The organism is Nitrospirota bacterium (assembly GCA_040757595.1).
Classification (GTDB): domain Bacteria; phylum Nitrospirota; class Nitrospiria; order Nitrospirales; family Nitrospiraceae; genus JBFLWP01.
Genome location: JBFLWP010000011.1, coordinates 69,107 through 94,554, shown reverse-complemented (window position 1 = coordinate 94,554; position 25,448 = coordinate 69,107). Strand labels below are relative to the sequence as shown.

Genomic DNA, 25,448 nt, shown 5'->3' with positions numbered 1-25,448 from the left:
TCGGCCGAACTCCTTCGTGTACCCTTCGTCTGATGACCGAGCGCGCACCGAGTCACCCGGCCTCCGCCCCGCAGGAACCTCTGGACCTCGCCGGCGACGTGCTGGGCCTGCGGGTCTGGAGGACGCCGGACATGGTGGTCTACCAGCACGAGCCGGACGAATGGTGGCTCGCGCCGCTGGACGATCACCTGCCGCTGGTGCGCCTGAACCGCATGGGCATGGAGTTGCTCACGGCCATGGACGGCAAGGCGACGGTGGGCTGGCTCCTGGACAAGTTCGGCAAGTGGGTCTGCGGACCGGACGGAGAGACCGGGCGCTGGCACCTGGAGCGCTGGCCGCTGCCCCGCTACTCCCTCTGTTATTACGGATCGGAACCGCCGAACGCGCACCGGAGCCAGGCCAAGTGGGACCTGCTCCTGCAACAGATCCGCGAGGGCTGGTCCGGCCGCCAGGGCTTCGAGGGGGCGGAGCACCTGTCAGAGTTTCACCTGCACGACATCGAGACCCAGGAAGGGCACTTCGACCAGATCGAAACCACCGTCTCCCATCTGTTTCGGGAGCCCTGCGAGGCCCTGCAGGGGTTGACCTACGGTCGGCTGCTGGCGAAGCACCTGCGCCGACTCGGCTGGTGGAACCCGAAACCGCGCCTCGTCGTGGAGGTGGGGGGTGGTCTCGGGTACCTGGCCCGCGAGATGGCCGCGGAGCTCTTCCCGGCGGAAAAGCTGGGCATGCGTTATCTGTTCCTGGACCTCACCGGCCCGTTCCTGCGCTCCCAATTGGGCCTGGCGCGGGAGGCCGGCTGGCACGCCTGCGGCACCCAGGCCCACGCGGAGTGGCTGCCCCTGCGCACGGCCAGCGTGGACCTGATCGTTGACAACGAAAATCTGGCGGACATGACGCCCGTGCAACTGACCCGCCGCGAGGTCGAAGCGGGCAAGGGGGAGACGGCGCTGCACCAGGAAGCCCTCGATTGGATCCGTCGGATACGGCTCCCGCTGGGCGACGACCTGCCGGAGACCTTCATCTTCAACCTGGGTCCCATTCGGTTTCTGAGCGAGCTGTGGCGGGTCCTGAAGCCGGGCGGCCGGGCGATCCTGGTCGAATTCGGGATCGAGAAGGGGTGGCCCGCTCCGGTCAAGCTGCCGGGACACACGGAGTATGAAGTCCAGTACCAGCACCTGCGTCACGCCGCCCGCTGGCTGGGCTTTCAAGACCGGTACTCGGCGCTGCCCCAGTTCCTCGTGATCCGGCCGGACACGAAGGTCCTCTGCACCGGCGCCGCCTACACGATCCAGCGCTTCTGTGCGGCGCAAGGCAAGCCGTTCGCGATCCGCGCCTACACGGAGGGAGAGCTGAAGCAGACGTTGGGAGACCTGCTGCCGAAGCTGCTCGGCTGCCACTATCACGAGATCATTGATCCAGCCTGGTTCGGCCTCTGGGACTTCAAGGTCCTGCTCCTGGAAAAGCCGGGTGCGGCTCTCCGCCCCACCTACCAGGTGTCCAAAGGATTCCGCTGGTACTCGCAGGGACGGTGACAGCCGGTGAAGCGTGAAGGGTGATGGGTGACAGGCGAGACTGCGCTCTCCCCATCACCGATCACTCATCACTGATCACGCTCCCGGAGTCGTACTGCCAGATCCAGCACGATCCCCTCGCGCAACCCCAGGTCGCTGACCAGGCAGGCCTCATAGCCCAACCGCTCCATCACCCCGCGCAGGATGAGAGTCCCGGCTGCGATCACGTCCTCCCGGCCTGCCTCCAACCCCGGCGTTCCGCGGCGCTGCGCCTTGGATCGGCTGAGCAACTCGCGCTCCAGCCGACGCACCGTCTCCAGCTCCAGCCGGTAGTTGTGAATCCTGGCCCCTTCGTAGGCCGACAGTCCCAGAGCCATGGCGGCCAGCGTCGTGATGGTGCCGGCGGCCCCGACGAAGGTCGTGCCGTGCAAATCTCCCAGAACCGGCCGCACGGAATCCGCCGCAACGACGACCGCCTCGCTCGCCCTGGCGATCTCCTCCGCCGTCGGCGGATCGTGCAGCAGAGCCTGTTCGGTGAGGCGGACCACCCCGATCTCGATGGATCGGATCACCGGAGGCCGGTTCGGCCGGTCCAGGATGAACTCCGTGCTGCCACCGCCGATGTCGAGGCCCAGGATCGCCGAGACGCCTTTGGGGAGCCCGGACCGGATGCCGAGCATGGTCCGCCGGGCCTCTTCCTCCCCACTGATCACCTCCACCGAAAACCCGGCTTCCTGCTTGGCCTTCGCCAGGAATTCCTCCCGGTTGGTCGCTTCCCGCACCGCGCTGGTCGCCACGACCGCCTCCCCGTCCACCTGGTAGGTCTCGATGATCCTACGCCACCTGGCCAGCGTCGCGATCACGCGCGCCATGGCTGCGGGCTTCAGCCGGCCCCCGCGCGCCAGCCCTTCGCCCAGCCGAAGCACCTGCCGCTGCGCATGGAGCTCGGACAGCCGGCCCTCGGCCCCCACCCGGGCAATCAGCAACCGGCACGTCAGGGTGCCGATGTCCACGCCGGCCAGCACCATGGATTTTGGAGATTCCCGCATCGGCACCGGTCAGCCGGAGAGTCTCGTCTCCTGCATCTCCGCGAGCAACTTGGCCCGCTCGCCTTTCAACGCATGGACCCGCTCCGCGGCCCGGACGATCTCGAAGTCCGCCAGGACCTGCCCAGTCGGCTCGCCCCGTTCATGCAGCTCGACCGCCCGTTCCCCGATCTCCCGGCAAAGCTCCTTCATCCGATCGTCCAGCTTCCGGACCTCAAGCCGCAGCCGCAACAGTTCCGCCTCCTCCAGCGCGCGGCTGGCAGCCCGGGCCGTGCCATAGCGCAAGGTGGCCCAGCCCGTCTTCAGGTCGTGTCTGATCCGCTGCAGCACTCCCATGTTCCCACTCCTTTCCTCTCTAAGCCCTGCGACTCGGATAAAACAAGCGGGTGGCACCGACCAGGGACCCCGGCTGCCCGCAGCGGAAGGGGCGAGTAGCTTGTGGACGCATAGAAGTGGCTAGGCACAACTCAGCCCACGGGACACCGCATGGCAACTCGATCCCACGGGGGGATGGGTGGCGCGAGGACAGCCGGGGTGGTCGGCGACAGGACCCGCGCATCAACTCACCGAGCCCAGGGCCAGCTTGTCCTTCCACCGGCGGAGCATCGTCTCCCGCAACGCCCGATGGGACGGCTGGCTCAAGCCCGGATCGGCGGCCAGCAGCGCGAAGGCTTCCCGCCTCGCCTGCTCGAGCAGCACCCCGTCCCGGATCAGGTTGGCGGCCCGGAACTCCGGGGCGCCCCACTGCCGGACCCCGAAGAATTCTCCCGGCCCCCTGATGCGCAAGTCCTCCTCCGCGATCACGAAGCCGTCGCTCGACTGCACCAGCGCCTCGAGGCGGCGGCGCGCCGGAGACGCGGCGGGGTCGGCGGAAGCCCGCCGCCCCACGCTCTTCCCGGCCTGAGCGGGCACGTCTCTCCCTCGGCCGGACTTCACCAGCAGACAGTACGACTGGAGCGGGCCCCGGCCCACCCGCCCGCGCAACTGGTGTAGTTGGGCGAGCCCGAACCGTTCCGCATGCTCGATCAGCATGACGGTGGCGTTGGCCACGTCCACTCCCACCTCCACCACGGTCGTGGCGACCAGAACCTGGATCTCTCCGGCCTTGAAGGCCGCCATCGTCCGATCCTTCTCCTCCGCCTTCATCCGGCCGTGCAACAGCCCCACCCGGGCCGAACGGAACTCCCTGGCCTGCAGCCGCTCGGCCGCCTGCATCGCCGCCTGCAGGTCCACCTTCTCCGACTCCTCCACGAGCGGATACACGACATAGCCCTGCCGTCCGGCCCGAACCTCGTCCTGCAGGAGCTGATAGGCCCGGCGCTTCTGCCCGTCTGCGAACAGCCAGGTCCGCACGGGTTTCCGCCCGGGCGGGAGCGCGTCAATGACCGAGACGTCCAGGTCGCCGTAGATCGTCATGGCCAGGGTGCGAGGGATCGGGGTGGCGGTCATCACCAGCACGTCCGGATGGTAGCCCTTCTCCAGCAACGTCTTTCGCTGCAGCACCCCGAACTTGTGTTGCTCGTCCACCACCGCGAGCCCGAGCTTGGCGAACCGCACGCCCTTCTGGATCAGCGCATGGGTGCCGATCACGACGGACGCCTCTCCGGTCTCGATCCGCCGCAACGTCGCCGCCCGAGCCTTGGGAGCGCCTCCGCTCTTCAGCAGCGCGATCTCCAGCCCCAGGGCTTGGAGCAGGGTCCGCAGATTCAGGAAATGTTGCTCCGCCAGGATCTCGGTCGGCACCATCAACGCCGCTTGATAGCCGGACCCGCAGGCCGTGACCATCGCAGCGAGCGCGACGATCGTCTTCCCGCAGCCGACGTCGCCCTGGATCAAGCGGTTCATCGGCCGCGGCGAGGCCATGTCGCGCTGGATCTCGCCCAGCACCCGCTCCTGCGCCCCGGTCAACCGGAACGGCAGCAGATCCCGCAACCGCCGGACCAGGGGCGTTTGGATGTCGAACCGGATCCCCTTGACCTCTTCCTTGACCGACCGGTGCCGGACGGCCAGGGCCAGCTCCAGCACGAAGAACTCCTCGAAGGCCAGCCGGCGGTGCGCCGGCGTCGTCCCCCGGTCGAGCGCAACCGGATCGGAGCCGGTCGGAGGAAAGTGCGCGTCGGGCAAAGCCGTGCCGATCGGAGGCAGCCCGAGCTTCGCCCGAACGTGATCGGGCAGCAACTCTCCGACTCCGCCCAAGTACTGGTCCAGCAGGCCCTTGAGCACCGTCCGGAGCTGTCGTGACGTCAGCCCCCTGGTTTCGTGATAGATCGGAACGATCCGCCCGACGTGCAGCGGCGTCTCGTCCTCTTCGTCCAGCACTTCATACTGGGGCACCTCCATCCGGAGGTCCGTCCATCCCCTCCGGCCGGCGGACACGGGCCCGCTCAACATGACCCGCACGCCGGGCTTCAGCGCCTTGTCCAAATAGGGCTGGTTGAAGAACACGACCGTCAGCCCCCCGGCCGCGTCCTCGACAACCGCCTCGAGGACCGTCATGCCGCGCCGGGCAGTCCGCTTCACGGTGCTGCTGCGCACGATCCCGCAGACCGTCGCCCTGGTCCCCGGCGCAAGCTTGTCCATGGGCGTGACGACCGACCGGTCCTCGTACCGCCAGGGCAGGAACCAGAGGGCATCCTCGACCGTCCGCACTCCCAGCCGTTCGAGCAGGAGGGCCCGCTTGGGGCCCACGCCCCTGGCGTAGCGGATCGGGAGGTTCCACAAATCCGGCGCGGCGACGGGGCGAGCGGGCGCGGCGCTGCCTCGACCGACAGTCTCGCGTCCCGGCCCCGCCGCCACGAGCCGGTTGAGAATGGCGCGGGCTCCGGCCAGGCGCCGTTTCCGCTCGTCGGCGTCGGCGATCCGGTCATAGTCGGCAAAGAGCTGGCGCAGGGCGAGCAGATCCGTCTCCACCGCCGGCGGATAGACACGCGCCGCCAGAGCCTGGACGACCTGGCGGGACACGAAGGGACCCAGATTCTTCACCTGAGCGAGGTGGGCATAGGCGTCGCGGCTGGCGAACTCGATGGGACGGGAGAGAAGCTGCACGATGGACCGAAGCCGCTCCATGCTCGTCTGGCCGATGGGAGGAGGCTTGTCAGGCAAGGCGGGCGTATGGTAGCATGGGCCCCGTTTGGAGACAACGAGGACCGGTTCAGGCAGGACCAACAAGGAGTTTCGACCGTGGCATTCTCATGCGACCTCTGCGGCAAGCGGCACCAGAGCGGCCATAACGTCAGTCACGCCAACAACAAGACCAAGCGGGTCTTCAGCCCGAACCTGCAACGGGTCCGGGCGCTGGTGAACGGAGCCCACAAGCACATCCGGGTCTGCACCCGCTGCCTCCGCTCCGGTTTGGTGAAGAAGGCCGTTTAACCCCTCTCCCCTTTCGGTTCTCCCTGCAAGCCCCGACAAAAGAAAAAGGACCTGGAAGCGAACCGCGCCTCCGGGTCCTGTGAACTTTTACGGGGACGCTCACGCCGAGCGAGCCAAATCCACTGGAGGCAAAGTGCCTCTCCGCCCGCATTTGATCGAAGCGGGCGGCTCAAACGAAGTTTGGTATGGAGCGGGTGACGGGATTTGAACCCGCGACCGACGGCTTGGGAAGCCGCTGCGCTACCACTGCGCTACACCCGCTCTCGATATCTGATGTGGGGGAAGAGTCGAAGCGAATCCTACGCCGGCAACCCCACCAAGTCAAGGGCAGAGAACGCCGACGTTCTCGTCCTTACGCCTGATACTCCACCGTGGCGAATTTCCGACGGCCGATCTTGAGACGACGCTGTTGCCCCAGCATAAAAGTGACGAGCTTGTCCGGATCGATTTCTTTCTTGCCATCAACCTCGACCCCGCCTTGGACGATTAGTCGTCGAGCTTCACTCTTACTTGAGACCTGTTTGGTTTTCGCTATGAGCTCTATGAGTCGAATGCTGCTGCCTTCTCTGAGGTCCTTCTCTCGCATATCGTCTACACGTAACGTCACCCTGACGTCCGGCTCGTCCGGGAATTCCTTCTCGCTGAACTTGTGAACGAACTCGCTCCTGGCCTGCTTGGCCGCCTCCGCCCCGTGGTAGCGGGTCACGATCTGCTCGGCGAGCCTCTGCTTGGCCTCCATGGGATGGGCGCTCTTGACCTTGGCGAGATCGTCGGTCGTCAACAACTCGTAGTATCGGAGCATGAGCCGGTCGCTGATGGACATGAGCTTGCCGAACATGTCCGCCGGCCGATCCTCCAGCGCGATGTAGTTCCCGAAGCTCTTGCTCATCTTCCGGACCCCGTCCGTCCCTTCGAGCAAGGGCATCGTGAGCACCACCTGAGGTTCCTGCCCGAAGTCCCGCTGCAAATCCCGGCCGACCAGGAGGTTGAACTTCTGGTCGGTGCCGCCCAATTCCACGTCGGCCTTGAGGACGACCGAATCGTAGCCCTGGACGAGGGGATACAGGAACTCATGAATGCTGATCGGCTTTTGCTCGTGATAGCGCTTGTGGAAGTCCTCCCGCTCCAGCATCCGCGCCACCTTGTAATGGGCGGCGAGCTGGATCAAGTCCTCGGCTTTCATGGCCCCCATCCACTGGCTGTTGAACACGACCTTCGTCTTCTGGCGATCGAGGATCTTGAAGATCTGCCGCTCGTAGGTCTTGGCGTTCTCGAGGACCTTCTCCTTGGTCAGTGCCACGCGCGTTTCGGACACGCCGGTCGGATCGCCGATCATGCCGGTGAAATCGCCGATCAGGAAGAGGACCTCGTGCCCGAGGTCCTGGAAGTGCTTGAGCTTGTGGATGAGCACCGTGTGCCCCAGGTGGAGGTCCGGCGCCGTCGGATCGAACCCGGCCTTGATGCGTAGCGGACGCTTCTCCTTGAGCGACCGGGCCAGCTTGGCCTCCAGCTCGCTCGGCTGGATCACCTCCACCGAACCGCGGAGGATCAGCTCCATCTGTTTCGCAAGCTCGCTCACGCTCCCTCCCGGCTCGCCCGACGGGAACCTTTGAGACCCGGTGCCTGTGGGCCGACCGTTACGAGCGGCCTGATCCGCTCCAGCTTTTTGGACCCGATGCCCTTCACGCTGTTCAACTCCTCGACGGCACGAAACGGCCCGTGGGCCGTGCGCCACTCCACGACACGACGGGCCAGGACCGCCCCGATCCCGGGCAGCCGCTGCAAGTCCTCCGCCGTCGCCCGGTTGAGGTCAAGCAGCGCGGAAGGCCGCGGTGACGCCTCTTGCCGAGCCAAAGCCTGAACCTCCCCGCCCGGCTGGGCAGCCGAGGGAGGCACCGGCGGCGGGACCGGATCGTCCTGCTGCTGCGGCCAGCCGATCCAGACCACGAGCACCGCGGCCACCGCTAGGATTCCGAGCTTGATCAGGAGGGACCGGACCACAGCCTGCTCTCAGCGATCGGGACCGAGAGCCGACGGCCGACGGCTTACAGGCGCTTGCGCGCCAGGTGGATGGCCAGGCCGTTCACGTCCTCGGCCGCTTCCATCATTCCCTCGGCCAGCGTGGGATGGGCATGGATCATCTCCGCCACCGCCTCCGCCTTGGCGCCGAGCTGCATGGCCAGCGCGGCCTCGTGGACCAAGTCAGCGGCGTGGCCGCCCACGATGTGCACGCCGAGAATCTCGCCCGTTCGGCCGTCCGTGACGATCTTGAACAGGCCGGTGGTGTCCCCGGTCCCCTGCGCCTTGCCCAGCCCCTGGTAGCGGAACCGGCCGATCTTCAAGTCCGTCTCCGGCTTGAGGCCGAGCTTCCCGGCCCGCTCGCGGGCCTGCTGCTCGGTCAGTCCGACGCGGCCGATCTCCGGCAGCGTGAAGATGCCGGCCGGCACCACCTGGTAGGCGATCTCGCGCCGCCGCCCCAGGATGTTCGCGACCGCCACCTTCCCCTGCGCGGACGCCACGTGGGCAAGCATGGCCTTCCCGACCACGTCGCCGATGGCATAGATGCCCGGCACGTTGGTCTCCAACCGGTCGTTGACGAGAATCTCGCCGCGCGTTCCGAGCTGGACGCCCACCCTTTCGAGCCCGATCCCCTTGGAGTTGAATCCTCGGCCCACCGACACGAGGAGCTTCTCCGCCTGCACGGCCGTTCCGTCCTTCAGGACCGCCGCGATCCCCGCGTCCCGACGCTCCACCTTCTCCACGGTCGTGCCGGTCTGCACGACGACGCCCCGCTTCTTGAGCTCGCGGTCCATGAGGGCCGCGATCTCCTCGTCCTCCAAGGGAAGGATCCGGGGCAGGAGCTCCACCATCGTGACCTTCGCGCCCAGCCCGCTGTACAGCGCGGCGAACTCGCAGCCTTCGACGCCGGCTCCGATGATGAGCAGGCTCTCGGGAATCGTCGTCTGATCGAGCGCCTCCTTGCTCGTGATGATCCGTTGCCCGTCGATGGGAAAGAGCGGCAGGTTCGGCCAGGAGGAGCCGGTCGCGACGATCACCGCGTCCGCCTGGATGTGGCTCTCGGCCCCGTCGCGTCCCGTCACGCGCACCGTCCGCTCGTCGAGCAGCTCGCCGGTCCCTTCCCGATGCTCGACCCCCCAAGTCTTGAAGAGCGTCGCGATGCCCTTGACCAGCCCTTCCACCACCCGGTTCTTCCGGGCCACCATCCGGGCGAGGTCATAGCCGACCTGCCCGCCGAGGTTGAGCCCCATCTCCGCCGCCTTCTTGGCCTTGTCTCCCAGCTCGACCACCGCCAGCAGCGCCTTGCTGGGAATGCAGCCCCAGTTGAGACAGACTCCGCCCAGCGCCTGGTTCTCCACCACGGTCACCCGGGCCCCGAGCTGCGCGGCCCGGATCGCGGCGACGTAGCCGCCCGGCCCCGCCCCGACGATGGCGATGTGCTTCCGATCGGTCACGCTTTCTTCTGCGAGGCGAGAAAGGCTTCGTACTGGGCGGACGTCATGAGCTTGTCCACCTGCGAGGGATCGATCAGCTCGATCACCGCCATCCAGCCCTTGCCGTACGGATCGCTGTTGACGACTTCCGGATGGTCCTTCAGGTCCTGGTTGATCTTGACCACCGTGCCGCTGACCGGCGTATAGATGCTGGAGGTCGTCTTGGTGGACTCCACTTCGCCGATCTGCTGCCCGGCCGTCACGGTCGCACCGGGCTTCGGCAAATCAATGAAGACGATGTCTCCGAGGGCGTCCTGGGCGAAGTTGCTGATCCCCAGCGTCGCCTGCCCGCCCTCCACGCGAATCCATTCATGTTCTTCATGATACCGCAGATTGGTCGGCTCCATGATCTCCTCTCTTCAGCAAGCTTTCAGCCTTCAGCAATTAGCTTTCAGCCAGGAGCAAGAGCCACGATCAAAGGGCTTTGCCGACGGCTGACTGCTCCAAAAAATGTTTCGGGATCGTAGTGCAGCAGGGGGGGTTTGTCAAGGAACGGTCCGGGCGGACAGCACGTACAAACGTCCGGTTCCATTGGCTGACGGGGCGCTGCCCGCGAGCTGCCTGATCCGGTCGCCCACTCGATCCGGTTCGGACTCGGGAAGCGTCCCGACGACCCAGATCCGTTGCGCCTCCCCGATCAGGGCCACCGTCCGTTGCACCAGGTCTCCCGGCGGCGGCTCAGCCGCGCCGGAACCGGGACTGGCCGGCCCGACCAGATACGCATCAAACCGTAGCCGTTTGGCCTCCAGAAGATCTTCGCCGTAGTCCACGAGCGCCGCGACTGGATCCGTCACCGTTTCCGGATGAACCTGAACGGCAAACCGGACGGCCGGCGTGCGGGTGCGGACGGCCCGCATCAGACGCTCCACCACCTGGAGCGTGGCCCGGGCCTTCCAGCCGGTCCACCGCCAGTAGTCGGGCAGGACTTCCTGCCGCCTTCCGCCGGGACCGCCCGACATCAGGAGACGGAGCGATCCTTCATCCAGCGCGATTCCGAAATCCCGCTCGAAACCTTTGCGCGCAAACTGGCTCAGCCCTTCGGCCGCTCCCGGCGCCCAGGCCGTGAACAGCACTCCGTCGATCCCGGCGGCGGTGAGATCCGCCAACAGCGCCGTGAGATATTCCTGATACGCCGGATGGAAGAGGTCGAGCAGCTCGGAAGGGAGGAGCCTACCGCTCGCCGGATCGTAGATCCGGTCGGCCCAATCGGATCGGGCGGCCCGATCCCCCACCCGGCCTATCCGGCGCAAGGCCATCGAGGCCCAGACGGCAAGCCCGTGCCGATGGGCCGCCGGCACCACCTGGCCGACCACATCGTGGGCCACCGGCGCCCAGTCGGTACGGAAGGTCACTCCTCCGTTTCCCCGTCCGAGATCTTCCGTCTCTACAACCAGAGCCGTGACGCCCGCTTCAGCGAGCCCCTTGACCCAGTCGTCGAGCTGCGGTTCCGAGGGCACGAGCCCCGAGGGGACCAGGACCGCGACCTGACCGTTCGCCGGTCCCGGCAGGAGCTGGCCGGCTGGCTGGCCTGGGAGCACCAGCTCCAGCTCGGCGATCCGCTCCTTCGCGTGACGGACCAGCTCGGCCTCCTGAGTCGTCTGACTCACGAGGCGATATTCGGACAAGGCGTCCGCGAGCGCGCCCGCCTGCTCGTACGAGCGGGCGAGCCACCAATGGGCCTGGGGGATCAGAGGAGAGCCGGGATAGGATTTGATGAGCCGCTGCAACGACCGGGTCGCCGCGTCGTAACGGCCCTGCTCATGGTGGGCCTGCGCCTCCTGCAGCAGCCTGCTCTGGACCGCGCGAGCCGGGTCCTGGACCTGAGGGATCTTGGGCGGAGCGGAGGGTCTGGCGGTCGTGCAGCCGGTCAGGAAGAGGAGGACCGCCAGGAACAGGCCGGCCGTGCGACAGGCTCGGCCTCGCTTCCCATCGCGTGGGCGACGATGGGCGGCGGAGCGAATCGAGAAGAACAGCATCATCGCGCTCAGCCGGTGACGGTCAGCCCCCTCGGCCACGACGACTGCGCGCCGACCGTCGGCGCCCATCCTTTGGATCAGGACGCTCCCAACTCCATTTCGGAAAAGAAGTAGCCGATCTCGAACCGGGCGGTCTCGGGGGAATCCGACCCGTGCACCGCGTTGTACTCGATGTTTGTGCCGTGCGCCGCCCGGATCGTGCCCGGCTCCGCCTTGGCAGGATCGGTGGCCCCCATGAGATCCCGATGCCGCTTGATCGCCTCCTCCCCCTCCAGAACCAGGACGACGACCGGACCGGAAGACATGAAGCTGGTCAGGCTGCCGAAGAAGGGCCGCTGCCGGTGCACGGCGTAAAAGCCCTCCGCCTCCGGCTTGGAGAGCCGCATCATGCGCACGGCGACCGGCTTGAGGCTGGCCCGTTCGTATCGGTTGATGATGTCGCCGATCACGTTCTTCTTGACCGCATCCGGCTTGATGATCGCAAGGGTTCGTTCCGCCATCGTTGCTCCGCGCGCTCCTTTCGAGGTTGACCGATCCGGCTGGACCGAGGCGGCATTCTAGAGGATGCCGCCCGGCAGTTCAAGGAGACGGCCAGGGGCACTACGCCCGGAATCCCTCGGCCAGCTCGCTCGGTTTGAAGATGCCACGCTCGGTGACGATGGCCGTGACGTGGTCCGCAGGAGTCACGTCGAAGGCCGGGTTCAGGACGGCGACCCCGGCCGGCGCGACCGGCCGGCTGCCGAACAGGGTGGTTACCTCGTCCGGGTTGCGCTGCTCGATCGGGATCTGCTGTCCGGACGGGGTCGCCAGGTCAATCGTCGAATGGGGCGCCGCGACGTAGAACGGAATCCCGTGAGCCTTGGCCAGCACCGCGACCGAATAGGTGCCGATCTTGTTGGCCACGTCGCCGTTGGCCGCGATCCGGTCGGCGCCCACGACGCACAGGTGCACGAGCCCCTGCCGCATCAAGGCCCCGGCCATGTTGTCGGTGATCAGCGTGACCGGAATCCCGTCCTGCATCAACTCCCAGGCCGTCAGCCTGGCCCCCTGCAGGACCGGACGGGTCTCGTCGGCCAGGACCTTGATCCTCTTTCCCTGCTCCCACGCGGCCCGCACGACCCCGAGGGCCGTCCCGTAGCCGGCCGTGGCCAGTGCGCCGGCGTTGCAATGGGTCAGGATCGTCTGGCCGTCCTTGACCAGGGACGCCCCGTGACGCCCCATAGCCTTGCACATGGCGATGTCTTCCTCCAGGATGTGCTGGGACTCCTCGACCAACCGGTGCTTGATCTCCGAGACCAGCCGCCCCTTGGAATCGGCCAGTACCCGCTTCATCCGCTCGATCGCCCAGAACAGGTTGACGGCGGTCGGCCGCGTGGCCGCCAGGTGAGCGCAAATCTCAAGGACTTCACGAGAAAATTGATCGTAACTATCCGTTTTGACAGACTGTGCGCCGAGCGCCACGCCCATGGACGCGGTTACGCCGATGGCCGGAGCCCCCCGCACCTTCAATTCCCTGATCGCCCGGGCCACGGCCTGATAATCCCGGCAGTCCAGGAACTCGACCGTGCCGGGGAGCTGGCTCTGGTCCAGCAGCCGGACCGCCCCGTCCTTCCATTCAACCGTCGGCACCATAAAAAACGTCCCTCGTCGTTCGTGAAACGTGAAGCGTAACGCCAGCGGTGGCGCACCCGCACCTCATGAGATGAGCGAGTGGCGCGTCACGCGCCCCGCATCACGCCGTTTAACGCCGGCCGCGCTGTTCCAGAATCGTGATCACCAGAAGAAGCAAGGTCGCCTGGGCCAGCAGCAGGATGGCATCCCGCGTATCGGCGTGGCGGAGGACGATGGCAGCCAGGCCCAGGCAGATGGCCAAAGCGAAGATCATCGCCACGGTGGCACGCCGGTTGCCCAAGATCCGCTCAATCCGGTGGTGCAGGTGATCCTTTCCCACATAGTCGATCCACTCTTTGACCGTACGCACCTTGCCGGTCACCATCCGCTCCACCGTGATGTGGATCATGTCGTAAATCAGCACGCCGAAGATAAGCAAGGGGTTGCTGAACGACACGATCGGATTATTGTCCGCCCAATTGCCCTTGACCGCCAGACAGGCCAGGGTGAAACCCAGGAACGTGGCCCCCCCGTCCCCCAGGAACACCAGCGCCGGTCCCCTCGCGCGGTAATTATACGGGAAGAAGCCGAGCCCAGCCCCGACGATGGCCGCGGCCAGCCAGGCCAGACCCGGCTGCTCCGTCTCATGGGCGACGAGGCCCATGAAGAAGGCCATCAGTATGGCCAGGCCGGTGGCCAAGCCGTCCATGCCGTCGAAGAAGTTGAACGCGTTCGTGATGCCCACCAGCCAGAGGACCGTGAACAACACGTTGAGCAGCGAGCCCAGCCGTGTGGGAGGGAACAGATTCAGATAGATGTCCGTGTAGATGACCAGGCCTGTAGCAACAAGCTGCACGGCCAGCTTGAGCCAGGCCGGCAACTCCCTGGCGTCGTCCACCACCCCGATGACAAGCAGCAGCGACCCGGCGACGAGGATGGCCTGCATATTGGTCGGCAGAATCGCGTTGACAAACACCGCGCCGGCAAATCCGAGATAGACTGCGACGCCGCCGATCCGCGGGACCGGCGAAGGATGGATCTTCCGCTCCGAGGGAACGTCCACCAGACCGAAGCGAACCCCCAGCCGGATCATCACCGGGGTGAGGGCCAGGGTCGTGAGAAAGGAAAGCAGGAGGATGTACAGCCAGCGGATGCCCTCGCTGATGAAGAGCTCACGGACGACCGGCACGAGCAGGAGGATGACGCCCAGCAACCCGCCCCAGCCGGCCACGGGGGGCCAGCGGACGGACCGGTCGGCTTCGGTCATGCCAGCTCCTCGCGGAGGGTTTGGATCGTCCGCGCCACTTCCTCCTCGGTCAGGGAAGGATAAATCGGCACGGACAGGGCGGCCCGATCCGCTTCCTCGCTGGCCGGATACCCCTCAAGCCCCAGGTACCGGTGGATCGGACGAAAGACCGGGCGGCGGCAGTGGATTCCCCGCCGCTCCATCCGCGCCAGCAGCTCCTCCGTCACCCTGCTCCCTCCCTTCGGCCTCACCACGTACCGGTAGTAGACGTGGGTACGCCCCTCCGGCACCACGGGCAAACGAAGATCGAAAGGACGGAAGGCCTCCTGGTAGGCGTCGGCGATGGCCGCCCGCCGCCGGAGGAACGCCCCGAACCGGCCGAGCTGGCTGATTCCCAAAGCCGCTTGCAGGTCGGTCATCTTATGGTTGAAGGCACGCCGGTCCAGCGTCTGCCTCTCGTCATATTCCCGCAGGGCCCTCGCCCGCTCCAGCAGCCGCTCATCGTTCGCCAGCACCATGCCTCCCTCCCCCGTACAGAGGAGCTTGGTCGCGTAGAACGAGCAGACCGTCACGGTTCCCACCGTACCCACCTGTCTCCCCCGCTCGGTCGCGGCCAAGGTCTGCGCGCAGTCCTCGACCAGCGGAACTCCCAAGGCCTCCAACCCGGTCAGGTCCGCCGGCAAGCCGAAGAGGTGCGGCACGATGATCGCTTTGGCGCGCGCCGACAGGGCCCGCTTCGCTCCGTCCGGATCGATCGCATAGGTTGTCGGCTCGATGTCCACCAGCTTGGGCGAGGCCCCGACCCTCACGGTTGCCAGCCAAGGCGCGGCACAGACATAGCTTGGGAGCAGCACCTCGTCGCCCGGCCCGATGCCCAGGACCAGCAGGGCCAGCTCCAGCGCCGCGGTGCCCGAGCTGACCGCCACCCCGCCCCGCACTCCGACCAGCTTGGCCACGGCCCGCTCGAACTCCGCCACGCGCGGCCCCTGCGCCACCTGTCCAGAGGCAACCACGGAGCTCACGGCCTGCACGGCCTCGTCGCCGAGCGTCGGACGGGAGTGGGGAATGATCGGCTGCGGGCCCATTTTTATGGCTCGGCGCCGATGAACAGGCGGAGCGGAACGAACCCCTCGGCGTTCCTCACCCGCCCCTGGATGCCCCGGAAGTGCGCGGAGGAGCGGATGACGTCCACGATGCTCAGCCCCTCGATGTTCGTCTTGTCCACCTGGGACCGGTGGGCCTGGAGCGCCTGGATCTTCCTGTCCAGGACCGAGTCAATGTCGGCAAAGACCGTCGGGGAAAAGTTCTGGGTGGTCGGCCCTTCGTAGAAGAGCACGTTCCTGGTGTAGCGCGTCGCCGAGATCGTGCCGGTCGCCAGGTGCCGGTGATCCTGGTGCGTGTCATCGTGGAAGTTCACGAAGATCACGTCCGGCTCCACCTCCAGCACCACCCGCTCGATGTTTTGAATCAGCTCCCGATCCATCGGGACCACGGTATCGGCATACCCGCCCCAGAAGATCTTTTCGACCCCCATGATCTTGGCCGCGCCCTCCTGCTCGTACGCGCGCACCGCCGGGTCTCCGCCCAGCTCGCCTTTCGTCATCACCATCATGAAGACCCGATGACCCTGGACCGCGTATTTGATCAGCGTCCCCCCGCAGCCGGCCTCGACATCGTCAGGATGCGCGCCCAGGGCGAGCACGCGCAGCCGGTTCCCGTCATGTCCGCTCATCCCCACCTCCCCGGCTTTCACCTTCGCTCTCAGCTTTCAGTTCTCAGTTTTCGGCGAACTGAAAACTGGTGACTGATGACTGACGCCTCCCCCTTTCACGCTTCACGCGCGTCTCGCAGCCGTTGGAGCGCGGCGTCTCCACACATGAACAGCAGGTCGATCGCCGCCATGCCCGGCACGAAGGGCTCGTAGCACTGCGGATAGACCGGATGACGGAACGTCTGGAACTCCAGCGCCACGCCGGATGCCGTGAACCGGTCGACGTCCATGTATCCCGGGGCGCCGGCCCCGGCCAGATAGCTGGTCGCTCCGGTGATCCGGCAGATGTCGACCAGGCGATCGGTGGCCTCCTCACGCAGCGCGCCCATCTCCGAGGCCAGGCGCAGCGGGGTCTTGATGCCGAAGGCGTCCAACAGCCACCGCAGCACGGCAAGGTTCAACCCGGCCAGACGGTCCCACGGCTCCCGGTAGATCCGCCGGAGCCCCTCCAGGAACCGGGCCCGGTGGGGCGCGGCGGCATAGTGCATCTCGATGGCTCGGAGATGCTTGGCCTTCCAGTCCGTCTGGCCATTGACCAGGACCTCGTTGATCCGCTGGCCAAAGTGATGCAGCACCGGCACGGTCAGCCACTGCCATCCCTGAGCCGTCCTGATCCGGTTGCGGTTCTGCCACTCGTTTCTCTTGAACTGCACGTTGTCCAGTATCACAAACAGATCGGCCCGATCAATCTTGTCGAGGTAGCCGAGCCAGGGGAGGAACTGCGGTTGGTGGATGGCGACGCGCATCAGAACCCCCGTGCCGGGTGATAGGTGATGGGTGATGAGTAACCAGGAACTCGCTCACCAACTCCGACGGCAGTTTCCCACCACCCATCACCCATCACTCATGACCGATCACTGTGAATTGGCCCGACAAAGACGGGATTGCTGAGCAACTCCATTTCCTCCCCTTCAACGAGAATCCGGTAATAGGCGTTCCGCCCGACCGGCACGGCCGGGTCTCCGAGCAGCCAGGACACCGGCGTGGTGCCGGTGAACCGTCCGATCTCCTCACCGGACCGGACCAGCGTCACCGCGATCGGATGGGCCCCCTGATCGGTCGCCGACACGGAGAGACGGACCCCCAGATCCCCGGCCGTCCCCGGATCGAGGTATTCTCCCGACTCCGCCCACCTGGCCCCGCCTTCGCATTCCACCCGGAACTGATCAAGTCGCAGTCCGCGTCCCTTCTGATATTGGCCGACAGCGTAGAGCCGTCCGGTTTTCAGCGCCTCCACCAGCGCGGCGGCGCTCCGGTCCCGAACCCAGAAGACGGTCACGACTTGGTCCAGCTCCCTCGTGTCCCGGTTGATCCCGTGAAAGGCGATCTCCCCGACGGCGAAGGGGGGCACGGTCCGCTGTCCGCTGAGATACTGGGTGAGGGCCAGATCCCAGAGCCCGCCCGGCTGCATGACCGTCCTGGTATCCTGGTACACGCCGCCGAATCCCGTATAGCCGGTCGTGCGTACCAGGGCTTCGGGATAGGGATCGGTCTTGACCGTCACCTCCCCCAGAGGACCATAGGAGTGGACGTTGAAATCGCGCGCCTCCGGCATGGACCAGATCGTGGCGCCGCCCCGTCTGGCCACCTCGTCGATGAAGGCCTGGTAGGGACGGTAATCGAGCCGATCGTCGTAGGCGCTGAACACCGGCCGACCGAGCGGCCAGGCATTCAGCAGCAACAGCCCGGCAACGACGGCCAGCCCCAGCGCAGGGGCCCGATACCGTCTCTCTACGCGATAGGCGGTGACGCCGATCCTCGTCGTGCGGGAGGTGCGCCGGAACCAGAACCAGGCGGCGGGGATGAACAGGAGGCCGGGCGAAAGACTCACGACCGTCCGCCAATCGTAGCGGTAGGATCCGGGATTCCCGTTGACCGGCAGGGCGTCATAGTCTTCCCGACTGGCGAGCCCCACGGCCAGGATGTTTTTCTGGGAGTTGTGCATGGTCAGGTTCCGGTCCAGCAGCGAGCCGGTCCAGAAGTAATGGGGGACCACTTCGACCCCCGGCACCAACAACACCCGGGGGTGGCGGGCCTGGGCGGCGGCGACGTCGGCCAGGAACCGATCCACCCCGTACTCGAGCACGGACGGCAGGGTGAAGGTCCGGCGGACGTTGCCCCGGAATGGGAAGAGGCCGTATTCGTAGCGCAGCACGAAGTTGTCGGTCAGGACAATGGCGTCGAGCCCCAACCGCTCTGCCTGCTCGGCCAACTGGTCCAGCGTCAGGTCTCCGGTGCTCGCCGTACTGTGGACGTGAAACGCGGCGACGAGCGGATGGTACCCGTGATCGGTGATGGGTGATGGGTGATGTGGGGCCGTTGACTCAGCCAACTCCGCCACAGCGACGACGGGACAAGCCCATCCAACCGCTGCAGCAAGCAGGCACCGGGCAACGCCGAGCATGTCCTTCCTCATGCCTTACGTCTCACGTCTCACGTCTTCCAAGGCCTTTTCATAGACCGCCTCGACCGCGCGCACCATCGCGCCGGTCCCGAACCGTTCGCCGACTGACTCGCAGCCGGCCGTCGCCAGCTCCTTCGCCCAGTCCGGACGACGGAGCAGTTCCCCGATCGCTGCTGCCAGAGCCTCCGGATCGTTCGGCGGCACGAGCAAGCCCGTGCGCCGGCTCTCCACGACAGCCGGCACTCCCCCGACCCGCGAGGCCACGACCGGTCGCCTGGCCGCCATGGCTTCGATCAAGGCCCGTCCCATCCCCTCGTTCAGCGACGGGAGCACGAAAATATCCATGCCGGCCAGACAGTCCGGCACGTCGCCCCGCTCCCCCAGGAAGCGGACCGACTCCCTGAGGCCGAGCCGAGCCGCCAGAGCCGACAGCTCCGCTCGCAGGATCCCGCTGCCCACAATCACCAGACACAACGTGGGATGAGCCGGCTTCAACCGCGCCAAGGCTTCAATCAGGACGCGATGCCCCTTGACCGGCGTGAGCCACCCCACGGATCCCACGACGATCGCGTCGGGCGGACAATCGAAACCGGGCGGACGCCGTCCGGCTACGCCGGCTACCTGGCGAAACCGCTCCAAATCGATCCCGCTGGGAATGACCGCAAACCGGTCCGGTCGGCCGACCTTCAGCGCAAGATGCTCTTCCCGTTCGGCTTCCGTCAGCGCAATCAACCAGGTCGTGGTTCTAGCCAGCACCCGCTCGATCTGCAAAAAGGCCCAGGAGGGCACCGGACCGAAATGGCCGTAAAAGACATGACCGTGCGGGGTATGGACGACCGCCGGCACTCTCGCCAGCCTGGCGGCCAGCCGCCCCAGAACTCCGGCCTTTGAGGTATGGGTATGGACGATGGCGGGCCGCTCCGCACGGAACAGGGCGACGAGTCGCAGCAAGGCAGTGAAATCTTTGCGCGGATTGATCTCTCTGGTCAGCGTAGGCAACACGAGACAGCGGACGCCGGCTCGTTCCAGGCGGCGGCGGTTCTCCTCCGTCGCCTCGTCTCCTCCCTGATCGTCCCACCGGCCGGGCATCCCGGCGACGACCATCGGCACGAAACGCGACCGGTCGTGGCCCAAGACGGTCAAGAGGGCATTCTGGGCGGAGCCGCCCCGATCCAGCCTGGTGATGACGTGGACCACCTTGTCTGTCATCCCTCTCGATCCTTGATCGCCTCGGTCAGCACCGTCTCCAACTGCTCGTTATGCCGTTCCCATGTATAGTGGTTCAGAACGAGTTGGCGTGCGGCGCGGGACAGCCGCTCCTGCTCGCCCGGCTCGTCCCGGAACCGGCAGAGGGTCCGCCTGATCGCCTGGGCAAGGGAGGGCCCGTCGTTCCCCTCCGCGATCAGCCGCTGGTCCAGACGGGCGAGGACCTCGGGAATGGCCCCCACCGGCGTCCCGACGACCGGCGTGCCACAGGCCAGGGCTTCGACGGTGACAAGACCGAACCCCTCAAGTTCCTGGGTGGGCATGAGCACGAGATCGGCCGCCTGATAGTAGAGGGGCAACTCCTCCTCCTCGACGAATCCCAGCAGCCGTACGTGCCTGGCCAGCCGGAGTTCGCCGATCAGCCGCTCCAATGTCCGGCGCAGGCCCCCCTCTCCCCCGATGAGCAGCAGCAGGTCCCCGGCTTCGTCGCCCAGCTTCGCCATCGCCTGGAGGAGGTTGTCCAGACCCATCCGCGGCACCAGGTTGCGAACGACGAACAGGATGACCTTGTCGTCCGGCAGCTTGAGCCGTCGCCGCACGGCGGTTGGATCGTCGGGGGGACGGAACCGCTCCGGATCGGCCCCGCCAGGCACGACCCGGATGCGCGATTCCGGCACCCCGTGAACGGCCGTGACGCGGCGCTTCATGAACTCGCTCAGGACGACGATCCTTGCACACCGCCGTATCACGGCCCGTTCGATCCAGAGACAGGCAGCCCGGTTCAAGGCCCGCCGCACCGGCCCGATCGCCGGCAGTTCCTTCGACGTGCGGGAGACATATTCCTCGTGCGCGAGGGAGTGGCAGACGTAGACCCACGAGCCGATCGAAGCTCTGCGTCGCAACAACGCCCCCAGCCCTGCCACCGACTGATGGATGACGGCGACGTCAGGCGCGAGGTCCCGCCTGGCCCGGTCGAAAGCCCGGACGGACCGGACCACCGAGGAGAGGACGAACGCCGGCTCGTTCCGGCGGGAGACGGTGTACCGGTGCTCGACCGCCGCCCCTACCGCCATCTGCGGACGCGAGTCTCCTCCCGGCATACGGACCACCGAGCCCACCCAGTGGCCGCGTCCCTGCAAGCCCAGCATCTGTTCCCGCAGCACCCGCTCGGCTCCTCCGATCACCGTCGCGGCGGAGACTTCTGCCAGCATCAGGATGTTCATAGAACCCGTGACGGCCAGGGGTCTGTGGTCAGGGGTCGGTGAGCCCTCTCACGGACCGCCGACCACGGACCACGCTTGCTGTCACCCGTCACCCTTCACGCCCTCGGTGCCACAGTTCCAGCACCAGCAAAGCAAAGAGCTGGTCGGCAAAGTTCCGGCGGCCGGCCTCGTGCTCCCGGATCAGCCAACGGACGTAGTCGGGCCGGACGTAGCCCCGCCGTCTCACCCCCTCATCGGACAGCAGGTCGTGGACCATTTCCCGGAGGTCCTCCCGGAGCCATCGGGCCAACGGCACCTGAAACCCATACTTGGCTCCCTGCACGATCGGTTTCGGCAGGGTCCGACTCAGGGCCCTGCGCATGAAGCCTTTCAGTTTCCAGCCGACGAACCGGAGTTCGGGCGGGAGGCTGAAAGCGAACGAGAGCAGCAGGTGATCGCAAAAGGGAACCCGCAGCTCAAGCGAGTGGGCCATGCTGAGCCGGTCCCCCATCCTGAGCAGGTCATCCGGGAGGTAGGTCTGTATGTCCAACCCCATCGCCTTGTCCGCTGGCTCTGCGGACGGCCAATGCTCGAAGCGGAGCCGGTAGTCCTCGTTCCATCCGGCGATCCTCGCCACCGCGGCCAAATCCGTCGCAAAGGCGTCGCCTCCCCATTCCGCCGGGAGGAACGTGATCCATCGGCAATACTGCTCGCTCACCGGGAGATGGCCGTCCCGGAGAAATCGCTTGAGGCGGCCGATCTGATCACGGCTGGCCTCTCCCTCTGGCAATCCGGGCGCCAGCCTCTTGCTGATCCAGGCCCTCACGGTTTGAGGCACCCGCGCATAGCGAGTCGCCGCTCGCACGCCCAGATAACGGGGATACCCGCCGAACGCTTCGTCCCCGCCGATGCCCGAGAGGGCAACCGTGACGGAACGGCGGGCCACTTCCGAGACCAGATAGGTGGGAATCGCCGACGCGTCGGCGAAAGGCTCTCCCATCGCCGCCACGATCTTCGGCAGGAGCGTCACGGCATCGGGTGACAGCCGCTCCTCCGTATGCTCGGTCCCGAAGTGGTCCGCCATCAGGCGGGCCGCAGCGAGCTCGTTGTAGGACCGGTCCGCCTCCGCCCCATAGCCGATCGAGAAACTCCGGATCGGCCCGTTCGTGACCGATCGCATCATCGCCAGGATCGAACCGGAATCCAGCCCTCCGGAGAGGAAGAGGCCCAGCGGGACGTCGCTGACCAGATGCGCCCGCACCGTTTCCCGCAGCAGATCCAGAAAGGAGTCCGTCAGGCGAGGGAGCGACGCGGCGATGGAGCCGTCCCCGCGTCCCCGCGCCCCCGCGTCTCCCTGCAACCCCGCGCCTCGCGCCTCGCGCCATGAGAATTCCGGAAGAAAATACCGCCTGGCCTCGATTCGCCCGTCGGCAACCTTGAGCATTTCCCCTGGCTGCAGTTGCCGGATGTTTCGATAGACGGTGCCCGGCCCCGGCACGTAGAGCAGCATGAGGTACTGGGCGATCGCCTCGTGGTCCACGGAGACGGAGGGTTGCGCCTCCAGCAGGGCCGGCAACTCGGACGCGAAGGCCAGCCCCGGCAGACCGGCGGTCCCGCCCGGTCTCGCCGCATAGTAGAGCGGTTTGATGCCCAGCCGGTCGCGTACGAGCAGGAGCGTCTGTCGCTCGCGATCCCAGAGGGCATAGGCGAACATGCCGCGCAGACGCTGGACTCCCTCTTCCCCCTCCTGCTCGTAGAGGTGAACCAGCACCTCCGTGTCGCAGTTGGTCGTGAACCGGTGGCCCTTCTGGGTCAGCTCCTCCCGCAGCTCCCGGTAGTTGTAGATCTCCCCGTTCAGGACGACCCAGACCGTTCCCGTCTCGTTCGCGATCGGCTGGTGCCCGCCCTTCGGATCGATCACGCGCAGGCGCTGCACGCCGATCCTGATCCCCGGCTCCCGGTGCCGGCCGCTCTCATCCGGCCCCCGGTGGACGATCCGGCCCATCATCCGGTCCAATTCGGCGTCGGTCCCGTCGCCGACGATGCCGCAGATGCCGCACATATCCTGAATAGTTTTGAGTGCTGGGGTTCAACTCCAAACTAAAAACTCAATACTCAACACTCTCCCGGTCTAGTCAAACACCGTGTATCGCAGGATACACCAGAGGCCCCGGACCCCGTCCTTCCAGGTGATCTTCTTCCCTTCGGCGTAGGTCCGGCCATAGTAGGAGATCGGCACTTCGTAGATCCGGCAGCCCATCTTGGCCACCTTCGCCGTGACCTCCTGCTCGAAGCCGAACCGGTTCTCCTTGAGGTCCAGCTTGGCCACCACCTCCCGCCGGAAGACCTTGTAGCAGGTCCAGACGTCCGAGAGGTTCACGTTCGTCATCATGTTCGAAAGGGTCGTCAGGATCGTGTTGGCCAGGTAGTGCCAGTAGAACAGCACCCGATGCGGTCCGCCCAGGAAGCGCGACCCGTACACGACGTCCGCGACGCCCTTCTCGATCGGCTCCAGCAGAACGGCATAGTTCTGCGGGTCATATTCCAGATCCGCGTCCTGCACGAGCACGACGGCCCCCCGCGCCTCCTGGAAGCCGCGGCGCACGGCTGCCCCTTTCCCCCGGTTCGTCGGCTGGAACAGCACCGTCACGTTGCCGACGGGCAACCGGCTCCCGTCGCCCAGCGTCACCGCCGGCGGATCGAGCGTCTTCGCCTTGACCAGCTCCTGCAGGAATTCCCTGGTGCCGTCGGTGGATCCGTCGTCCACCACGACGAGTTCCTTGTCTATTTTCACGAGTTGAACCCGACGGAGGATCTCCGCAATGGTGGCCCGCTCATTGAAGACCGGGATGACCACGGAAAGGGTCGGGGCCTCGCTCTGTCCCGTCGCCGTCTCGCGCGTCATTGCGTCCGTTGCCTCCTGAACATTGCGATCACCCATCCCCGTTCACTGTTCATCCGCCTCACCCGTGCGCCCGTTGATAAGCGCCCAGATAGGGCTCCGGAAGAAATTCGCCGGGACGGACCTGTCGGGCAAGGTCCCAGAACACCAGATGCCTCTCCACGACCGTCGTCTTAAAGCTGATCCCCTGGCCGTGCAGGTAGTCGGCGAGCCGTTGCGCGAGCCGGTTCCCTTCCGGATAGATGTAAAACGGCGACGGGGCAGACTCCACCGCCCGCAAGTATGGAACGTACCGGTCATCCACCAGGGGACCGGCGAGCGGGGACACCAGCACCGCCTCGTTGGTCTGCACCGCCAGGGGGTAGGCCAGTTCGTACCCCGCATAGCCGCGCGTGAGCCCCTGCGACTCCAGAAAGCGCGCCAGTCCGGGAACCGGATTGACGGCAGTGATCGGCTTGACGAAGGTCAGGACGACTGACGCAACCACAAGATAGAGGATCAACCCGGCCAGGACCGTGACCCGCAGGGGACGGCTCCAAGGCATCCCCTTCCACTTCCCGGCGATCAGGAGCGGCAGGACGAGGACCAGCAAAGCCATGTATCGAGTCCTCGTACTTCCCAACAGCAGGATGAGACCGGTCGCGAGCCACAGCCAGCTCAACAGAAAGCCGTCGCCGGTCGCGAGCCATCTCCGCCAGCCCAGACTCCTGGCCTCTCGAACCCATACCACGATTGGAGCCCCAACCAGCATCAGCAACGCCAACCCGGCCGGATAACTTAGCAAGGCTAGGGTCTCATATTCCCTGAGGCTGAATCCACCGACCGCAACGATCAGGTTCTTTCCCACCGTCATTGGGTCAACCTTGTGCCAGAGTCCGCGCAGGAGGACCTCGATCGCGGAGAGCCCCTCCACCTCGCTCCGAGAGGAGACGTCCAGAAAGAACCCCGCAAACTGCCTGAGGGTCGCAAAGGGAAACTCGACGTTGTGCCACACGAGGGGAAACGTGCCGAGCACGAAGCAGGAAGTAGCCAGGACGGCCGTTCGGCCTGGCGGAGCATCGCCGCGCAGCCAGAGCAGGACCGGCAAAGGCAACACGACACTCAGCACGAGAGAATTGGCCCAGAAGGCCAGGCCGGCCAGGAACGCCCATCCGGACAGGAGCAAGGTCGGCCAGGGCTCCAGTTGCCGCTCCCGCGCTTCGATCAGCCGGACCGCGAGGGCCAGGACCCCGGCTCCGAAGAGAAACAAGACCCCGTAGTTCGGCTGATCCATCTGCCAGCGGATCGCCGCCGGAGACAGGGCCATGAGCCCTACGGCCAGGCAGGCTCGGCTCCAGCCCCAGAGCCGGGCGACGGCCCAGCCCACCAGGAGCAGGGTCCCCGTCGCATAGAGCAGGACCGTGAGCTTGTAGGCCTGGGCGGACACCCCGAGCACCAGGAAAAAGAGCGCGGCGACCATCGCGTCCAGCGTGCCCATGTAATGTTGGCCATAAAACACGAGTGGGCACTCCCGTCCCTTCAGCATGTGGAGACCCATGAGGGCCACGACGCCGTCGTCCCCGCTGAGCAGAAACCCATAATTCAGGACGTGCTGCCAGCGCAGCGCAACGCCGATCGCCACGGCGGCGAGGAAGCCGACCAGAGGAATCGCCCTCCCCCATTGGCCAGGCATGGAATCCGCTGAGC

The 25,448-nt window shown here is 66.3% G+C and carries 22 protein-coding genes and 1 tRNA gene; 2 read left to right on the top strand and 21 right to left on the bottom strand.

Translation table 11 applies throughout. The features are described from left to right. Positions 1 to 32 precede the first annotated feature (32 nt). Positions 33 to 1,535, top strand: a complete 1,503-nt coding sequence (locus AB1411_11425) for a hypothetical protein (GenBank protein MEW6544209.1) — start codon at positions 33 to 35, stop codon at positions 1,533 to 1,535. Positions 1,536 to 1,603: 68 nt separating this feature from the next. On the opposite strand, the gene AB1411_11420 is transcribed toward AB1411_11425, so the two are convergent. The 3 genes from AB1411_11420 to recG form a co-directional block, all read right to left on the bottom strand. Beyond that, positions 1,604 to 2,563, bottom strand: coding sequence for a Ppx/GppA phosphatase family protein (locus AB1411_11420; protein MEW6544208.1), 960 nt, complete (start codon positions 2,561 to 2,563; stop codon positions 1,604 to 1,606). Between the two features lie 9 nt (positions 2,564 to 2,572). Next, entirely contained in the window at positions 2,573 to 2,896 is a 324-nt protein-coding gene (locus AB1411_11415) for a hypothetical protein (GenBank protein MEW6544207.1), read from the bottom strand. Between the two features lie 222 nt (positions 2,897 to 3,118). Further along, complete coding sequence (gene recG / locus AB1411_11410; protein MEW6544206.1) at positions 3,119 to 5,626, bottom strand: ATP-dependent DNA helicase RecG; 2,508 nt, start codon at positions 5,624 to 5,626, stop codon at positions 3,119 to 3,121. 114 nt (positions 5,627 to 5,740) lie between these two features. On the opposite strand from recG, the gene rpmB reads away from it, so the two are divergent. After that, positions 5,741 to 5,932, top strand: a complete 192-nt coding sequence (gene rpmB, locus AB1411_11405; protein MEW6544205.1) for a 50S ribosomal protein L28 — start codon at positions 5,741 to 5,743, stop codon at positions 5,930 to 5,932. Between the two features lie 186 nt (positions 5,933 to 6,118). Here rpmB and AB1411_11400 read toward each other — a convergent pair. The 18 genes from AB1411_11400 to AB1411_11315 form a co-directional block, all read right to left on the bottom strand. Continuing rightward, positions 6,119 to 6,193 (bottom strand) — tRNA-Gly (locus AB1411_11400). 91 nt (positions 6,194 to 6,284) lie between these two features. Further along, positions 6,285 to 7,511 carry a tyrosine--tRNA ligase gene (gene tyrS / locus AB1411_11395; GenBank protein ID MEW6544204.1) on the bottom strand — a complete coding sequence of 409 codons (1,227 nt, stop codon included), beginning with the start codon at positions 7,509 to 7,511 and terminating at the stop codon, positions 6,285 to 6,287. After that, positions 7,508 to 7,933 (bottom strand): helix-hairpin-helix domain-containing protein, encoded by a 426-nt coding sequence (locus tag AB1411_11390; GenBank protein MEW6544203.1) that lies wholly within the window; start codon positions 7,931 to 7,933, stop codon positions 7,508 to 7,510. The genes tyrS and AB1411_11390 overlap by 4 nt, the downstream gene beginning before the upstream one ends. A 44-nt stretch (positions 7,934 to 7,977) precedes the next feature. Continuing rightward, complete coding sequence (gene lpdA / locus AB1411_11385) at positions 7,978 to 9,405, bottom strand: dihydrolipoyl dehydrogenase (GenBank protein MEW6544202.1); 1,428 nt, start codon at positions 9,403 to 9,405, stop codon at positions 7,978 to 7,980. Further along, positions 9,402 to 9,791 (bottom strand): glycine cleavage system protein GcvH, encoded by a 390-nt coding sequence (gene gcvH / locus AB1411_11380; GenBank protein ID MEW6544201.1) that lies wholly within the window; start codon positions 9,789 to 9,791, stop codon positions 9,402 to 9,404. Before gcvH ends, lpdA begins: the two co-directional genes overlap by 4 nt. Positions 9,792 to 9,929: 138 nt before the next feature. Further along, positions 9,930 to 11,489 (bottom strand): tetratricopeptide repeat protein, encoded by a 1,560-nt coding sequence (locus AB1411_11375; protein MEW6544200.1) that lies wholly within the window; start codon positions 11,487 to 11,489, stop codon positions 9,930 to 9,932. Positions 11,490 to 11,497: 8 nt separating this feature from the next. After that, a complete protein-coding gene (gene ndk, locus AB1411_11370) occupies positions 11,498 to 11,920 on the bottom strand; it encodes a nucleoside-diphosphate kinase (GenBank protein MEW6544199.1) in 423 nt (140 codons plus the stop codon). Between the two features lie 100 nt (positions 11,921 to 12,020). Further along, entirely contained in the window at positions 12,021 to 13,052 is a 1,032-nt protein-coding gene (gene mtnA / locus AB1411_11365) for an S-methyl-5-thioribose-1-phosphate isomerase (protein ID MEW6544198.1), read from the bottom strand. Positions 13,053 to 13,161: 109 nt separating this feature from the next. Next, positions 13,162 to 14,298 (bottom strand): MraY family glycosyltransferase, encoded by a 1,137-nt coding sequence (locus AB1411_11360; GenBank protein MEW6544197.1) that lies wholly within the window; start codon positions 14,296 to 14,298, stop codon positions 13,162 to 13,164. Next, on the bottom strand, positions 14,295 to 15,362 hold the full coding sequence (locus tag AB1411_11355; protein MEW6544196.1) for a DegT/DnrJ/EryC1/StrS family aminotransferase: 1,068 nt from the start codon (positions 15,360 to 15,362) through the stop codon (positions 14,295 to 14,297). Before AB1411_11355 ends, AB1411_11360 begins: the two co-directional genes overlap by 4 nt. A 2-nt stretch (positions 15,363 to 15,364) precedes the next feature. Then, entirely contained in the window at positions 15,365 to 16,009 is a 645-nt protein-coding gene (locus AB1411_11350) for a PIG-L deacetylase family protein (protein ID MEW6544195.1), read from the bottom strand. Positions 16,010 to 16,104: 95 nt separating this feature from the next. Beyond that, positions 16,105 to 16,794 carry a WbqC family protein gene (locus AB1411_11345; GenBank protein ID MEW6544194.1) on the bottom strand — a complete coding sequence of 230 codons (690 nt, stop codon included), beginning with the start codon at positions 16,792 to 16,794 and terminating at the stop codon, positions 16,105 to 16,107. Between the two features lie 98 nt (positions 16,795 to 16,892). Next, a complete protein-coding gene (locus tag AB1411_11340) occupies positions 16,893 to 18,452 on the bottom strand; it encodes a hypothetical protein (protein MEW6544193.1) in 1,560 nt (519 codons plus the stop codon). A 15-nt stretch (positions 18,453 to 18,467) separates the two neighbouring features. Continuing rightward, positions 18,468 to 19,661: a glycosyltransferase family 4 protein gene (locus AB1411_11335; GenBank protein ID MEW6544192.1), complete on the bottom strand. Its 1,194-nt coding sequence runs from the start codon at positions 19,659 to 19,661 to the stop codon at positions 18,468 to 18,470. Further along, positions 19,658 to 20,881, bottom strand: a complete 1,224-nt coding sequence (locus AB1411_11330; protein MEW6544191.1) for a glycosyltransferase family 4 protein — start codon at positions 20,879 to 20,881, stop codon at positions 19,658 to 19,660. The genes AB1411_11335 and AB1411_11330 overlap by 4 nt, the downstream gene beginning before the upstream one ends. Positions 20,882 to 20,969: 88 nt before the next feature. Next, positions 20,970 to 22,922, bottom strand: a complete 1,953-nt coding sequence (gene asnB / locus AB1411_11325) for an asparagine synthase (glutamine-hydrolyzing) (GenBank protein ID MEW6544190.1) — start codon at positions 22,920 to 22,922, stop codon at positions 20,970 to 20,972. 69 nt (positions 22,923 to 22,991) lie between these two features. After that, positions 22,992 to 23,765 (bottom strand): glycosyltransferase family 2 protein, encoded by a 774-nt coding sequence (locus tag AB1411_11320; GenBank protein ID MEW6544189.1) that lies wholly within the window; start codon positions 23,763 to 23,765, stop codon positions 22,992 to 22,994. 58 nt (positions 23,766 to 23,823) lie between these two features. Further along, positions 23,824 to 25,434: a hypothetical protein gene (locus AB1411_11315; protein ID MEW6544188.1), complete on the bottom strand. Its 1,611-nt coding sequence runs from the start codon at positions 25,432 to 25,434 to the stop codon at positions 23,824 to 23,826. Between the last annotated feature and the right edge of the window lie 14 nt (positions 25,435 to 25,448).